Annotated in this window: 12 protein-coding genes and 1 tRNA gene; 10 read left to right on the top strand and 3 right to left on the bottom strand. The window is 52.8% G+C overall.

The features are described from left to right. The first annotated feature begins 7 nt into the window (after positions 1 to 7). Positions 8 to 1,879 (top strand): penicillin-binding protein 2, encoded by a 1,872-nt coding sequence (gene mrdA, locus HFD95_RS14660; protein WP_060681056.1) that lies wholly within the window; start codon positions 8 to 10, stop codon positions 1,877 to 1,879. 26 nt (positions 1,880 to 1,905) lie between these two features. Here the strand turns inward: mrdA and HFD95_RS14655 are convergent, their stop codons facing one another. Further along, positions 1,906 to 3,225, bottom strand: coding sequence for a PAS domain-containing methyl-accepting chemotaxis protein (locus HFD95_RS14655; protein ID WP_111534624.1), 1,320 nt, complete (start codon positions 3,223 to 3,225; stop codon positions 1,906 to 1,908). A 223-nt stretch (positions 3,226 to 3,448) separates the two neighbouring features. Between HFD95_RS14655 and HFD95_RS14650 the strand changes: the two genes are divergently transcribed. The 5 genes from HFD95_RS14650 (at position 3,449) to HFD95_RS14630 (ending at position 7,380) form a co-directional block, all read left to right on the top strand. Then, positions 3,449 to 3,524 (top strand) — tRNA-Phe (locus tag HFD95_RS14650). 479 nt (positions 3,525 to 4,003) lie between these two features. Continuing rightward, on the top strand, positions 4,004 to 4,969 hold the full coding sequence (locus HFD95_RS14645; RefSeq protein WP_163799410.1) for a sensor domain-containing diguanylate cyclase: 966 nt from the start codon (positions 4,004 to 4,006) through the stop codon (positions 4,967 to 4,969). A 744-nt stretch (positions 4,970 to 5,713) separates the two neighbouring features. Next, positions 5,714 to 5,878 (top strand): general stress protein, encoded by a 165-nt coding sequence (locus tag HFD95_RS14640; protein ID WP_004571242.1) that lies wholly within the window; start codon positions 5,714 to 5,716, stop codon positions 5,876 to 5,878. A gap of 502 nt (positions 5,879 to 6,380) precedes the next feature. Then, positions 6,381 to 6,863, top strand: a complete 483-nt coding sequence (locus tag HFD95_RS14635; protein ID WP_010248940.1) for a ferritin-like domain-containing protein — start codon at positions 6,381 to 6,383, stop codon at positions 6,861 to 6,863. Positions 6,864 to 6,873: 10 nt separating this feature from the next. Then, positions 6,874 to 7,380 carry a ferritin-like domain-containing protein gene (locus tag HFD95_RS14630; RefSeq protein WP_010248938.1) on the top strand — a complete coding sequence of 169 codons (507 nt, stop codon included), beginning with the start codon at positions 6,874 to 6,876 and terminating at the stop codon, positions 7,378 to 7,380. 80 nt (positions 7,381 to 7,460) lie between these two features. Here HFD95_RS14630 and treF read toward each other — a convergent pair whose 3' ends face one another. After that, positions 7,461 to 9,119, bottom strand: a complete 1,659-nt coding sequence (treF, locus tag HFD95_RS14625; protein ID WP_045139632.1) for an alpha,alpha-trehalase TreF — start codon at positions 9,117 to 9,119, stop codon at positions 7,461 to 7,463. 351 nt (positions 9,120 to 9,470) lie between these two features. Continuing rightward, the gene (locus HFD95_RS14620) at positions 9,471 to 10,328 is read right to left on the bottom strand and encodes an SDR family oxidoreductase (RefSeq protein ID WP_022623861.1); all 858 of its coding nucleotides are present in this window, start codon (positions 10,326 to 10,328) and stop codon (positions 9,471 to 9,473) included. Between the two features lie 98 nt (positions 10,329 to 10,426). Here HFD95_RS14620 and HFD95_RS14615 point away from each other — a divergent pair, with 98 nt between their 5' ends. From HFD95_RS14615 to HFD95_RS14600, 4 genes are all read left to right on the top strand, one after another. After that, positions 10,427 to 10,807, top strand: coding sequence for a helix-turn-helix domain-containing protein (locus HFD95_RS14615; protein WP_010248931.1), 381 nt, complete (start codon positions 10,427 to 10,429; stop codon positions 10,805 to 10,807). Between the two features lie 781 nt (positions 10,808 to 11,588). Next, positions 11,589 to 13,001 (top strand): cytochrome ubiquinol oxidase subunit I, encoded by a 1,413-nt coding sequence (locus HFD95_RS14610; protein WP_060681052.1) that lies wholly within the window; start codon positions 11,589 to 11,591, stop codon positions 12,999 to 13,001. A gap of 1 nt (position 13,002) precedes the next feature. Next, on the top strand, positions 13,003 to 14,007 hold the full coding sequence (cydB, locus tag HFD95_RS14605; RefSeq protein WP_010248926.1) for a cytochrome d ubiquinol oxidase subunit II: 1,005 nt from the start codon (positions 13,003 to 13,005) through the stop codon (positions 14,005 to 14,007). Between the two features lies 1 nt (position 14,008). Continuing rightward, a complete protein-coding gene (locus HFD95_RS14600; protein ID WP_010671086.1) occupies positions 14,009 to 14,182 on the top strand; it encodes a DUF2474 domain-containing protein in 174 nt (57 codons plus the stop codon). Positions 14,183 to 14,266: the final 84 nt, after the last annotated feature.

Here is a 14,266-nt window from a genome sequence, read left to right as displayed (position 1 = left end):
CCCCCTGATGAACTTTCGTAACTTCGAAGCTGAAGAGAAGCTGTTTGCCCGCCGCGCTGCAATAGCCTTTGCTCTGGTCTGTCTCTGTTTCACCATTCTTGGCGTAAACCTTTTTCGCTTACAGGTGCGCGACCATGGCTATTACCAGACGCGCTCTAACCAGAACGACATCAAAATGATCCCCATTGCGCCGACGCGTGGGCTGATTTATGACCGTAATGGCATTCCGCTGGTGCGAAACGTCAGCTGGTACGCCATTACGCTGACGCCTTACAAAATCAGCGACATGGACGCCACGCTGCGGGCACTCACGCCGATCGTTAATCTGACGCCGGACGAAATCGACACCTTCCGCCATGCGCTGAAGCAGACCAGCCGTTACAAGCCGGTGGTGCTGAAAGAGGAGCTGACCGAAGAGCAGGTCGCCCGCTTTGCGGTCAATCAGTTTCACTTCACCGGCGCCAGCATTGAGACCTACCAGGATCGTGAATATCCTTATGGCGCGGATCTGGCGCATGTGATCGGCTATGTGTCGAAAATCAACGATAACGACTATAAACGGCTGAATGCGGAAGGCATCGCCGAAAACTATGCGGCTGACCATAACATTGGTAAGCAGGGGATTGAGGGCTATTACGAAGCGCTGCTGCACGGCAAGCCGGGTTATCAGGAAGTGGAAGTGGATAATCATGGCCGCATTGTGCGGGTGCTGAAAGAGGTACCGCCGGTCGCGGGTAAAAACCTGACGCTGACGCTGGATCTGCACCTGCAACAGTATGTGGAAAGCCTGCTGGCGGGGCAGCGTGCGGCGCTGCTGATTGAAAATCCGCACGACGGCTCCGTGCTGGCGATGGTCTCCAGCCCCAGCTACGATCCCAATCCGTTTGTGAAAGGCATCAGCTATCAGGCCTACAAAAAGCTGCTACAGGATAAAGACCTGCCGCTGATTAACCGCGTCACGCAGGGACTCTATCCGCCCGCCTCCACGGTGAAGCCTTACATGGCGATGTCGGCGCTGCTGACTCATGTGATTACGCCGCAGTCGCAATTCTTTGGCGCACCCACCTGGACGCTGCCAGGCACGGACCGGCGCTATCGCGACTGGAAAAAAACCGGGCACGGCATGCTGGATGTGACGCGGGCAATCGAAGAGTCTGCCGACACCTTCTTCTACCAGGTGGCGTTCATGATGGGCATCGATCGCATTCACACTATGCTCAGCCAGTTTGGCTATGGCAAATCGACCGGTATCGATCTGAATGAGGAGTACAGCGGTTTACTGCCGAGTCGTGAGTGGAAGCAGAAGGTGCATAAAAAGGCCTGGTATCAGGGCGATACGGTTTCAGTCGGTATCGGACAGGGTTACTGGATTGCGACACCCATTCAGATGGTGAAAGCGATGGTGGCGCTGATTAATAACGGTCGGGTCATTGCCCCCCATCTGCTGGAGAAAACCCAGCGCGGCACGCTGGTGGAGAACTATCATCCGCAGCAGCATGAAGCGCAGATTGGCGATCCTCATTCACCTTACTGGTCGCTGGTACGCCACGCGATGTTTGGCATGGCTAACGCACCCAACGGCACCGGGTATAAATATTTCCACACGGCACCCTATGGCATCGCTGCGAAAAGCGGGACGTCGCAGGTGTTCAGCCTGCGCCAGAACCAGACTTATAACGCGAAGATGATACCGGTACGGCTGCGTGACCATATCTTCTACACCGCCTTTGCGCCCTTTAATGACCCGAAAGTGGCGGTAGCGTTAATTCTGGAGAATGGTGGCAACGAAGGGATTACTGCGGCACCCGTAATGCGGGCGATTCTGGATCATATCTTTATCCCGCCGGTGCCAGAAGCGCCGGTTCAGGCAACACCTTAAAAGGGGGCGGTTGCCCCCGCAGAGCGTCAGACTTTAAGCGTTTTGGTCACCTGGCCGATGGCGCGTACTACATCCGTTGCGCCTTCACGGATTTCCGCAATCACGCCGCCCGCCTCCTGGGCCAGCTGTACGCCCTGATCGGCGCGCTTCAGGTTGGATTCAATTCCTTTCAGTGCCCGGCTCGCCAGCTGATGGTTTTGCTGTATCCGATTTTCGATGTCGGTGGTGGCGCGATTGATGTTTGCTGCCAGCGTGCGGACTTCATTAGCCACTACCGCAAAGCTGCGGCCATGGGTTCCGGCCCGTGCCGCTTCAATAGCGGCATTCAACGCCAGCAGGTTAGTCTGATCGGCTATCCGGCGGATACCTTCCACAATCGCGCCGATACGCTCTGAGGATTCACTCAGTCCGGTAATATCACCGGAGATCCCCTGCAGTTCACCCGCCAGGGCGTTCATGGTCTGCACGCTGCTGGCGATAACATCGGCACCCAGCTTTGTGCTTTCATCCGTTTGCAGCGCGGTGTGATAAGCCCGCTGTGCCGCATCATGTTCCTGCTGATTCTTTTCCACCTGCGCGGTCACATCAGTGGCGAATTTCACGATTTTGTAGAGTCTGCCCTGTTCGTCAAACACCGGATTATAGGTGGCGCGCAGCCAGATAGTCTCACCCCGTTTATTGACCCGGGGAAACTGGCCTGAGACAAATTCGCCGCGGTTCAGCTGCTGCCAGAACTCGCTATATTCGCGGCTGTCGCGCAGCGCCTGCGAGCAGAAGCGACGGTGGTGGACACCTTCGACCTCCTCACGACGGTAGCCCATGGTTTTCAGGAAGTTGTCATTGGCTTTCAGCACTTCACCTTTGAGGTTAAAAGCGATCACCGCCATCGACCGTTCTATGGCGGTGGTGATGGCGCGCTGCTCCTGCGCATCGTTGATATGATCGGTGATGTCGGTTGCCAGTTTGACGATTTTAATCACCCGGCCATGGCGGTTCTGCACCGGCACATAGTTGGCTTCGAGCCATACCGGTCGGCCGTTTTTCGCCACGCGCAGAAACTTATCGCTGAAGCTTTCGCCCCGGTTCAGTCGCAGCCAGAAATCCTGGTAGTCCCGTGCCTCAAGCTGCTCTGCGGTACAAAACAGGCTGTGGTGCTGGTCTTCGATCTCCGCCAGCGTGTAGCCCATGCGCGCCAGAAACAGCGCATTCGCGCTGAGAATGGTGCCATCGGGGGAGAATTCAATCATGGCGATGGAGCCATTGAGAGAGCTCAGCGTTGCCGCTGAGTGTGAACGCTTCTGCCAGCTGTGACGGGAAGCGATACCTGATGTAATGGTGGAAAACATGGCGATCCTTATTATTAGTGTTGGTCTCGCATGCTATATCGGCAATTTCGCGTCACAATGCAGACTCTGCCTGCTTTCTGACTAAAATATATCCGGCCAACAGAGAGGTTTATGGCGGCAGGTCAGACCCACTCTTTGGGTTGATGGAAAAGCGGTCAGTCGATTTGATTTTGGTGAAAAGCGTTTGACGCTGCCGGGCCGCTTTGGTTTAATGCGCCCCGTTGCCCGAATAGCTCAGTCGGTAGAGCAGGGGATTGAAAATCCCCGTGTCCCTGGTTCGATTCCGGGTTCGGGCACCATCTTTAAAGAACCCGCCTATGGCGGGTTTTTGCATTCTGGAGCGAACCCGTTATCGAAGGTTCGATTCACTCGCCACATCCCTGTGGCTCGCCCTCTGGGTCGCGCTGGCACGCGATGCAAAAATGCTCCCGGCATTTTTGTCCGGGTTCGGGCACCATCTTTAAAGAACCCGCCTCTGGCGGGTTTTTGCATTCTGGAGCGAACCCGTTATCGAAGGTTCGACAGACTCCCGCCATTCCCGAACATTCCGAATTTCGCCTCTCCCGCGCCCATTCCACTTCTCAACCCTGTAGCAACACAAACAGATTTCATGGCGAAACCAATTGCCAGGTTTGCCTCTGTGCTGCGTTGCCAGACTGGCACCGCCTGATATCCTGTCCAGCCTGCAATTGACCGCGGCTAATCGTGTTTTATAAGCCACCCTTTACAGAATCAGCCTGACAGGCACAATACCCCTTTTTCCTCCTCTCACACGGTTATGTCAGAAGAAGCGCTGCGTCTGCAGATACAGAACCTCAAAAAGCACAATGCGCGTCTGAAGCGTATAGCGCATGACGCCCGCACAAAACTTAATGCGGCGCTGGATGGTACCGGGTTGTTCCTGTGGCAGCTGGATATTCCCAGCGGCAAACTGGTGATTTTCAACCGGCGCTGGGGGGCGATGCTGGGCTTCCAGCCGAAAGAGACCGACGCCAACTTTGAATCCTGGAAAGAGAGCCTGCATCCCGATGATGCCGCCGACGTTTTACAGGCATTCAACGACCACATCGCCGGGAAAGCGCCTTATTACGAGGCTCTGCATCGCATGATCGCCAAAAATGGCAGCATTACGTGGGTGCTGGATAGGGGCCGGGTCAGCGAATGGAATGCGCACGGAGAGCCGGTTAAAGTGATCGGCACTCACATCGATATGACCAAAGAGAAGCAATATGAAGAGCAGCTCGCCCTGCTGGCGCTGCACGATCCCCTTACGCTGCTCAACAATCGTCATGCTCTGCAGAATTATTTTGGTGAAATGAAAGCTCAGGGACCGCTCTGCGTGGTCTTTATTGACCTTGATAACTTCAAACACGTCAACGACACCCTGGGGCACCGCAGCGGAGATGAAGTCCTCATCCAGTTAAGTCAGCGGTTTACGGAACTCTCTCCGGCAGAAGTGATCATTGGCCGATTGGGCGGCGACGAGTTTGTATTGTTAATACCCTGGGCGCTGAACCATCCGCGGGTAAAGAAACTGGCGCACGCCTGTCTTGACGCGGTAATGACACCTTTTGATATGGCAAACGGGCATGCCCTCATTGGGGCGTCTGTCGGTGTGTCTCAGGCGCAGGACAAAGATGACTTTGATACTGCACTGCAGCGTGCTGATGAAGCGATGTACCGCATCAAGAAAAATGGCAAGCGCGGTGTCGCTTTTGATTCCACTTTTCCCGACTCCCTCTGACTCTGCTGAACAGGGCATATGTTTTGCCTGCCATTAACGCACAATCTCCCCCTCATGGCTTTGCGCCATCTCATTCATAACGTTGAATTCCCCTTTTCGCAGGCATGCAAAATTTATGCGTATCCCCGCAGAAAATGCTTTTTAGTACTATTCCGAAAACCCGCTTTTTGCCACCAAATACCTGAATCTTGCCGCTTCGGTTATATTCAGATATCAGTGCTAAATCTGACCTCTCTTTTTAATAAAAATTTTCATCTAACCAGCATAATTGATCGTTTATTGATCGATTCAGGCTATTTTTAACTGGTGCTATCAATGCGTCACGCTTCGCTTATTTTTAACGTAAAAGCAGCGTTTCAGATTTCTAATTAGCGCTTCGCTTGGGGAATTTGATGGTTTGTTGATCATCTTCACTACCTGATATTGATGAAATTATCTCTTTGCCGCTTCGCTTATATTTTTTCAATTGGACTTTTTTTGAAAATGATCGATTAATAGGGCGCGGCGATTTTCGTTATAAATATTTTTCATGCTGCGGCTCTTTTATGAATAGAAAAGAGCGATGGTTGAAATCCGTTATCAATCCGGTTGAGGGTAGGACGGCCAATAAACCAGAACTGTGACGGGTTTTTTATTTCTCTGACTTGATCGGTCCGGTTTTCTGTCTACATTTATGTTGCTGAATCGGCCTGATGAAGCGTTAACTGTGCAAATTCCAATTTTTAAAATTCAAAGAGGACGCATATGACTCAATATCGCGGTGGGGCCGGGAATTTTGCGGCCGACAAAGAGCGTGCTGCTGAAGCAGGGCGCAAAGGAGGCCAGAAAAGCGGCGGTAACTTCAAAAACGATCCTGAACGTGCCATTGAAGCGGGGCGCAAGGGAGGTAAGGTTAGCCGCCGGAGCTGAACGTCTTTAACACTGCTGTAACGGCAGGGTTACTCTGTTAGCCGGGCATTTTGAATCTTTTTAGTTCCTCGTGAAGATAATTACACCCTGAATTATGTCATTGCTCCATCATTGGCAATGGCTGGAGCTGTGAATTGAACCGGAAGGGTTTTCCCTTCCGGTTTTTTATTTCCTATCGATTAAAGCTGTACCGTTAAATACAACTTTGTACAGATAAGTTTCGAGTGGTACTTTTTTATGCAGTTAATCTTAAAAAATGTATACAACGATTTATCACTTTGTACAAAATCCAGCACTGCTAGCGAAGCCGCAATCTTAAAAACAATTTTTAGCTAACGCGTTGCTGTAAAAAGGAAAGTGCATTTTACATGCCACTTTTGTCTTAAATTCATACTGATGCAGCGTGCGATATTAAGAATCTCCACTAGACTTTTCAGGTGTCAACGATATGACTGGCGCTGCGTTATTACAGACGCAGCTTTTTAATCAATGAGGCTATCTTATGACAGTGAAAACGTTAAACGACCTGTTCATCCATGACTTATCCGATGTATACAGCGCTGAGAAGCAGATAACCCGTGCATTGCCTAAAATGGCGCGTGCAGCCAGTGACGAAAATCTTATCGCTGCGTTTAATCAGCATCTGGAAGAGACCCGTGCTCAGATTGAACGACTCGACGAACTGGTGGAAGTGACACCTGAAGTCAAAATCAAACGAATGAAATGTCATGCGCTGGAAGGTCTGGTTGAAGAAGCGCAGGAAATTATCGACTCGGTCGAGAAGGGCGAGATTCGCGATCATGGACTGATCGGTGCGGCGCAGAAAGTTGAGCATTATGAGATTGCCACCTACGGTACCCTGCATGCGCTGGCGCTGAAGCTGGGTTACACCAAAGCCGCACAGCTGCTGGAAGAAACCCTGAATGAAGAGAAGCAAACGGATGAGAAGCTCACCTCGGTAGCCGACTCTATTACCGTCTCTTAAGGAGCAACACATGACTGCGATTGAACATTATCACGACTGGCTGCGCGATGCGCATGCGATGGAAAAACAAGCAGAAAGCATGCTGAGCAAGATGTCAGGTCGTCTTGAACACTATCCGGCGCTGGAACAGCGTCTGGCGCAACATCTTGAAGAGACCAAACATCAGCTGACTCTGCTGGAACAGCTGCTCGACAGCCACGGTATCGATCACTCTGTAATGAAAGATGCGATAGGCAAAATGGCAGCCACCGGCCAGGCCGTGGGCGGCATGTTTAACTCAGATGAAGTGGTGAAGGGCGCCATCAGTGGCTATGTATTCGAGAATGCCGAGATCGCCAGCTACACCAGCCTGATCGCTGCGGCTGAGCAGGTTGGTGATGCGCAGGGCGTACGCATACTGAATGAGATCCGCGATCAGGAAGTGGCGATGGCGGAGTGGCTGCTGCAGCACCTGCCTGAAGTGACACAGCAGTTCCTGCAACGTGCGTCACAACCAGGCACTGAAGCGAAGAAGTAGCGCTGAATAGCCTGCATGAAACATGAAAAAGCCGGGAAAACCCGGCTTTTTGCGTTTTAAAGGTTTACCGGCTGCGCTACTCAGTCAGCCATTAAATGCCCATACATCGTCATCAGCTTACGTGTGACGCCGTTAGTCCAGCCGAATCCATCCTGTAACGGATACTCACCACCGCCACCAGGACGGGCGCGCTCGCCGCTGATGTCATACTTCTCTACCAGCTTATGGTGCAACTGATAGAAGTTGTTGACCGTGTTGAGCCAGTTCACTGCCACTTCAGTCGCCAGCGTCTCTTCACCGTAATTATTCAGGCCAACAACCGCCATCCACTGCATCGGTGCCCAGCCGTTGGGTCGATCCCACTGCTCACCGCTTTCCACCATTGAGGTCAGCAGGCCGCCGTTGCTCAATAGCAGATGGCGCAGCGAGATCGATTGCAGGTGCGCCTGATGCGGCGTCGCAAGACCGACAAATAGCGGAACCACGGAGGCGACGGTAAAGGCACCGAAACGCTCCCGACGCCAGTCGTAGTCACGGAACACACCGGCGGTGCTGTCCCAGAGATAACGGGTAATCGCACGCTTGCGCGCTTCCGCTTTTTTCTGCCAGGCCAGCGCGGTCAGCTCTTCCCCTTTCGCGTGCGACAGGGTGGCGATCATCAGCTCCAGCTTGTACAGGAACGAGTTCAGATCGATAGGAATAAACTGCGTGGTACGGATGCTCGACAGCCGTTTCGGGTTACGCAGCCAGCGCGAGGAGTAATCCCAGCCCGATTCCGCTCCGGCACGCAGGTCACGATACACTTCGCTGGCCGGACGTTTCGATTCGCGGGCGGTTTCCACATCTTCTATCCACGACTCATCACGCGGCGTATCGCGGTCATCCCAGTAGCGGTTCAGCAGTGAGCCGTTTGGCATCCGCACCACGTGACGATAAGCCTGGTTCGGCATCAGTGAACCGGCACCGTCCATCCAGAACTGGTATTCCTTCATCAGCTGTTCCTGATAGCGCTTAGCACCGCGCACGCCATCTTCTTCGAACAGCTCAACCATCAGGGCAAACACCGGCGGCTGCGAGCGGCTGAGGTAATAGGTACGGTTTCCGTTTGGCACATGACCGTAGTTATCGATCAGCCAGGCAAAGTTATCCGCCATGTGACGCAGCAGATCGTCGCGGCCCGATTCTGCCAGGCCGAGCATGGTGAAGTAAGAGTCCCAGTAGTAGGTTTCGCCAAAACGTCCGCCCGGCACCACATAGGGTTTGGGTAATGGCAGCAGCGATGAGTGCGGCATATGCTGCTGCGGCATTTTGGTCAGAACCGGCCACAGGTCGTCGATATGCTCATTGAGCGTTTTATCCGGGTTGGAGACATAAAAGCTTTCGTTTACGCCAGGCAGATAAAAGTGATCGGCGACAAAACGCGACAGGTCAAAATCACTGCTGCGTTTCTGTCGACGATAGCGCATCAGCACATCCAGCGGATCGTACTTGGGCGAACAGTCGGGGAAGGTTTTGCTGTCCTCGAAAATCCGCGACATCTGAACATGTTCAAACAGTTCCAGATAACGATCGGCAGGGGTCAGCGCATCCGGCGCCGGCAAGCCTTCAATCAGCTCCGGCTCCGGTTCAGAATCCTGCATGCGATCCAGCTTCAGTTCATGGGGATCGTATTGATACTCAACTTCCGCCCCGGCACGAACCTCTTCAAGTGCATTTTGTTGCTGGCGATGGGTATTAATAACGGCCTCCTGAGCGGTCGTGGTTGCACAAAGGACAAATTATAGACCTCTCATCCCCCGGAACAACAATGCAGAATATCTATGAACGTAATAAATATTGTCGATTAATCGATGTTTTTGGATAAATTCCAGATAATTCAACCAAATATAGTGATGTTCACAAAAAACGCATTTCAGATGAATCTCTTAGCGACCTGAATAAAAAAATTTAACCTGAAGAAAACTGGCATTTATTCACATTTTGTAAAAGAAACCGCAGCCGCAAAGAGTGCAGAAAGTGGCATACCCAACGGGAATTCGGACAGGAGAGTGAGGTGAGCGGACCCGATTGTCCGCTCATGAACGACAGAATTAACGATTTGCCAGTGCCGCGCGAATGACTGCCTGCCAGGTGGTGGTAGGGCGACCAATGAGCTGGCTCAGCTGACGGGAGTCATCGAACAAACCGCCTTTCTCTGCACCGGCATCAGAATCCGCCAGCATTTCCGCCAGACCTTCTGGCAGGCCTGCGTTTTTCAGCGCCGCCGCAAACTCACTTTGAGAGAGATTGACGTAATCAACCTTTTCACCGCTCTGTGCGGCAATCTCCGTAGCAAACTGCGCCAGCGTGTAGCTGTCATCACCTGCCAGTTCATACACTTTGCCCGCCTGATCCTCACGGGTCATTACTTCTGCCGCCGCTTCGGCGTAATCCTGACGCGCTGCCGAGGCGATACGACCTTCGCCTGCTGCGCCAATAAACGCATGATGCGCCAGCGCCGGTGGGATGCTCGCTGCGTAGTTCTCGCTGTACCAGCCGTTACGCAGCAGGGCGAACGGGATGCCAGAGGCTTTCAGCAGCGCTTCTGTTGCGCGGTGTTCAACGCCCAGGCCCAGCGGCGAGGTATCCGCATGCAGCAGGCTGGTGTAAGCGATAAAGCCCACGCCCGCCGCCCGAGCAGCCTCAATGACGGCTTTATGCTGCGCTTCACGCTGGCCCACTTCACTACCGGAGATCAGTAGCAGCTTATCCACGCCTGCAAAAGCGGCCTCCAGCGTCTCTGGCTGACCATAATCGGCCTGACGGACAATGACGCCCAGCGCTGCGAGATCGGCCGCTTTGGCAGGCGTACGGACGGCGGCAACAATTTCTCCCGCCGGGACTTTTTTCAGTAATGCATCAATCACGAAACGGCCCAGCTGGCCGGTGGCACCTGTAACTGCAATCATGTTAATACTCCTGTGGCTGTTGGTGAAATTCAGACTAGTGTATAAACTAATTTTTAGTAAGTACTTACAGAATTGTTAGTTTGAGATGGGTAAGTTAAATGTCTGAAAAAATGAGTGAAAAATTTATCCGCGGCGAACTGCTCAACGTCAACTGCCCGTCACGTGACGTGCTGAAACGCGTGACCAGCCGCTGGAGCGTATTAATTCTGCTGGCCCTGCAGGACCAGACGCTGCGCTTCAGCGCGTTGCGCCGGACGGTCGGTGGCGTCAGCGAGCGGATGCTGGCGCAGAATCTGCGCTACCTGGAAGAAGATGGCTTCGTGCAGCGTATCGCCTACGATGTGGTGCCACCGCACGTGGAATATCGCTTAACCCCGCTTGGACGCGAAGTCGGTGAACAGGTTGTGGGGCTGGCTGACTGGCTGGAGCTGAACCTGAGCCGGATTCTGGCACAGCGCGAAAAATCTGCGGCAGAGTAAAATCACCCTGTATCAGCCGTCATAACGTGACGGCATGGGTATACTCGCTGCAAAATTTATAACCCCATTTGTCTGTTATCTCACTTCCTGAAAGCGCGATAACGTAACGGCAGCGCAAATAATCCCGGCGCTCTTTTCGCACGGTTGCTGGTTATTAAATCGTTTTATGAATCTCTGGCCCGGAATAATCGACTGCCCGCAGCGTGCTGTTAATTCATACCTTCTTTTTGACTCATTTTATTAACATCTCTGATGGCGCTTAAAAGCGCCGTTTTGCGTTTTTTCTGTCAGAAGTTATAGCTGCATTAGCCAGGAAAAAGCAAAAAATCAAACAAAGCGGCAGAGGTAACTGTTTACTCTTTTAACCTGTTAAAAAATAAGGGTATTTAATTTGGAGGCTCTAAAATTTGACCTTTACTCAATCAGGGTTTATAACAAAATAGTGTCTGAAAACAGCCTGTTGAAGGCCTTTTTCAGGCAAGGTTCGCTTTAGCGCGCTCGATTTTTAAAGTACAAATTACCGTAACATTAACGACACATAAACACGCTCTGATTAACCTTTAGGCCTTATTTTTAAATAAATAATTCCCGTCAAAAACAATGATCAGAATCAATAAAGACTGTTATAGTTTTCATTAACCCCACTGTTTCTATTTCCTCGCCGCGAATAGTTTTAAATTTGCGGCGGGAATTTCAATAAGCGCAGAGAACCAGGCGCATCAGGCTTAAGTTGTTAATTATAAGTAAATACATGGTGTTCTATGTGGCAAAGAGGTAAGCAATGTTCGGATTAGATGCCTTTCATCTGGCCAGGATTCAGTTCGCATTTACTGTTTCCTTCCATATTATCTTTCCCGCCATCACCATCGGTCTCGCCAGTTTTCTGGCCGTGCTCGAAGGTATGTGGCTCAAAACCCGCGATCACACCTATCGCGATCTCTACCACTTCTGGTCGAAAATCTTTGCCGTTAACTTCGGCATGGGTGTGGTATCAGGACTGGTCATGGCTTATCAGTTCGGGACGAACTGGAGCGGCTTCTCGGAGTTTGCTGGCAGTATCACCGGTCCGCTGCTGACCTATGAAGTACTGACGGCGTTCTTCCTGGAAGCGGGCTTCCTGGGCGTGATGCTGTTTGGCTGGAATCGCGTGGGTCCCGGGCTGCACTTCTTTGCCACCTGCATGGTCGCCCTCGGTACGCTGATTTCCACCTTCTGGATCCTGGCCTCTAACAGCTGGATGCATACGCCTCAGGGCTACATCATTCAGAATGGCATCGTGGTTCCGCAGGACTGGTTCAAAATCGTCTTTAACCCCTCATTCCCTTATCGCCTGTTCCATATGTCTGTAGCGGCGTTCCTGGCGAGTGCTTTCTTTGTGGGATCGTCGGCGGCCTGGCATCTGCTGAAGGGGAATAACAATCCCGCAATCCGCAAGATGTTCTCAATGGCGTTGTGGATGGCACTGATTGTCGCGCCGATTCAGGCGATGATTGGTGATGCTCATGGTCTGAATACGCTGGAACACCAGCCTGCCAAAATCGCGGCGATTGAAGGGCACTGGGAAAATCCACCGGGGGAAGCCACACCGCTGATCCTGTTCGGGATCCCCGACATGGAGCAGGAACGTACCAAATATGCGCTGGAGGTGCCTTATCTTGGCAGCCTGATTCTGACGCATAGCCTGGACAAGCAGGTCCCGGCGCTGAAGTCCTTCCCGAAACAGGACCGGCCTAATTCAACGGTCATCTTCTGGTCCTTCCGCGTGATGGTGGCGCTGGGCCTGCTGATGATTACGCTGGGCGTGGTCAGCCTGTGGCTGCGTTTCAAAGGGCGTCTCTATGAGTCGCGTCCTTTCCTGTGGTTTGCGCTGTTGATGGGGCCATCGGGTCTGATTGCGATTCTGGCAGGCTGGTTTACCACTGAAATCGGTCGTCAGCCGTGGGTGGTCTATGGCGTGCAGCGCACGATTGATGCGGTCTCGGCACATGGGGATATGCACATGAGCATCAGCCTGCTGGCCTTTATTCTGGTCTACAGCTCGGTGTTCGGCGTGGGGTATCACTACATGATGCGTCTGATTAAGCAGGGACCGGTTACCGGCGAAGGCCATATCACCGAAGAGGGTGGTCCTGGTCAGAAGAAAACCCCGGCGCGTCCGCTTTCCGCTGCCACCTTTAAGGATGGAGACCACTAAGATGATCGATTATTCCGTTATCTGGTTTGCGATTATCGTTTTCGCAACCCTGATGTATATCGTGATGGATGGCTTCGACCTGGGTATTGGTCTGCTGTTCCCGTTCAATAAAGATGCTGGCGAGCGCGACATGATGGTTAACACCGTCGCGCCGGTCTGGGACGGAAATGAAACCTGGCTGGTTCTGGGTGGTGCTGGCCTGTTCGGCGCGTTCCCGCTGGCCTATGCGGTGATTGCCGATGCGCTGTCGATTCCGCTGACCGCTATGCTGATTGGCCTGATTTTCCGTGGTGTCGCCTTTGAGTTCCGCTTCAAGGCCGTAGAAGGCCATCGGGCGTTCTGGGACAAGTCATTTATTGCCGGTTCAGTCATCGCCACCTTCAGTCAGGGTGTGGCCGTGGGTGCGTTGCTGGATGGCATTCCGGTTGAGGGACGCCGTTTTGCCGGTTCCGCAATGGACTGGCTGGCACCGTTCCCGCTGTTCTGCGGCGTGGGTCTGGTTGTTGCCTACGCGTTGCTGGGCTGCACCTGGCTTATCATGAAGACCGAGAATGAGTTGCACCGTAAAATGTCTGCGCTGGCTACGCCGCTGGTGATTGCGCTGTTAGTGATTATCGGCATCATCAGCCTGTGGACACCGTTTGCGCATGCGGATATCGCGCATCGCTGGTTCAGCAAACCCAACCTGTTCCTGTTCCTGCCGGTTCCGGTATTGGTGCTGCTCTGTTCGTGGGGCATTGTGCGCGCCATTAAGCGCGAGGCGCACTATTCACCGTTCCTGCTGACGCTGGCGCTGATCTTCCTGGGCTTCTCCGGGCTGGGCATCAGTATCTGGCCAAACATTATTCCGCCATCAGTGACCATCTGGGCTGCCGCCTCACCGCCGCAGAGCCAGGCCTTTATGCTGGTGGGTAGCCTGCTGATTATCCCGATGATCCTGGGCTACACCTTCTGGAGCTACTACGTGTTCCGTGGAAAAATCAAAGCAGACGCAGGATATCATTGATATGAAAAGCCTCAGCAGCATGAAAGACCACAATCACAATGAAGAAACGAAAGCGCCATGGTGGAAGCGTGTGATGTGGCTGGTGTTTATCTATGCCGCCAGCGTACTTGCGCTAGGCGTTGTCGCCTCGCTGTTCCGCATGATGATGACAGCGGCCGGAATGCGCAGTCATTAGTTGTCGCAGGCTCCGTCTTACAGCTATCCGGCGCAGTTTTTATCAATAATCAGAAGGCTGACGTAAGTCAGCCTTTTTTAGTTA

The sequence above is a fragment of the Pantoea sp. EKM10T genome (assembly GCF_011800685.1).
Lineage (GTDB): Bacteria > Pseudomonadota > Gammaproteobacteria > Enterobacterales > Enterobacteriaceae > Pantoea > Pantoea agglomerans.
This window is presented reverse-complemented; position numbering and strand designations above follow the sequence as displayed.

Excerpts from the sequence above, each read along its gene's own strand:
- mrdA (WP_060681056.1), top strand. The coding sequence starts at position 8 with ATGAACTTTCGTAACTTCGAAGCTGAAGAGAAGCTGTTTGCCCGCCGC.
- HFD95_RS14655 (WP_111534624.1), bottom strand. The coding sequence starts at position 3,225 with ATGTTTTCCACCATTACATCAGGTATCGCTTCCCGTCACAGCTGGCAG.
- HFD95_RS14645 (WP_163799410.1), top strand. The coding sequence starts at position 4,004 with ATGTCAGAAGAAGCGCTGCGTCTGCAGATACAGAACCTCAAAAAGCAC.
- HFD95_RS14640 (WP_004571242.1), top strand. The coding sequence starts at position 5,714 with ATGACTCAATATCGCGGTGGGGCCGGGAATTTTGCGGCCGACAAAGAG.
- HFD95_RS14635 (WP_010248940.1), top strand. The coding sequence starts at position 6,381 with ATGACAGTGAAAACGTTAAACGACCTGTTCATCCATGACTTATCCGAT.
- HFD95_RS14630 (WP_010248938.1), top strand. The coding sequence starts at position 6,874 with ATGACTGCGATTGAACATTATCACGACTGGCTGCGCGATGCGCATGCG.
- HFD95_RS14620 (WP_022623861.1), bottom strand. The coding sequence starts at position 10,328 with ATGATTGCAGTTACAGGTGCCACCGGCCAGCTGGGCCGTTTCGTGATT.
- HFD95_RS14615 (WP_010248931.1), top strand. The coding sequence starts at position 10,427 with ATGTCTGAAAAAATGAGTGAAAAATTTATCCGCGGCGAACTGCTCAAC.
- HFD95_RS14610 (WP_060681052.1), top strand. The coding sequence starts at position 11,589 with ATGTTCGGATTAGATGCCTTTCATCTGGCCAGGATTCAGTTCGCATTT.
- cydB (WP_010248926.1), top strand. The coding sequence starts at position 13,003 with ATGATCGATTATTCCGTTATCTGGTTTGCGATTATCGTTTTCGCAACC.
- HFD95_RS14600 (WP_010671086.1), top strand. The coding sequence starts at position 14,009 with ATGAAAAGCCTCAGCAGCATGAAAGACCACAATCACAATGAAGAAACG.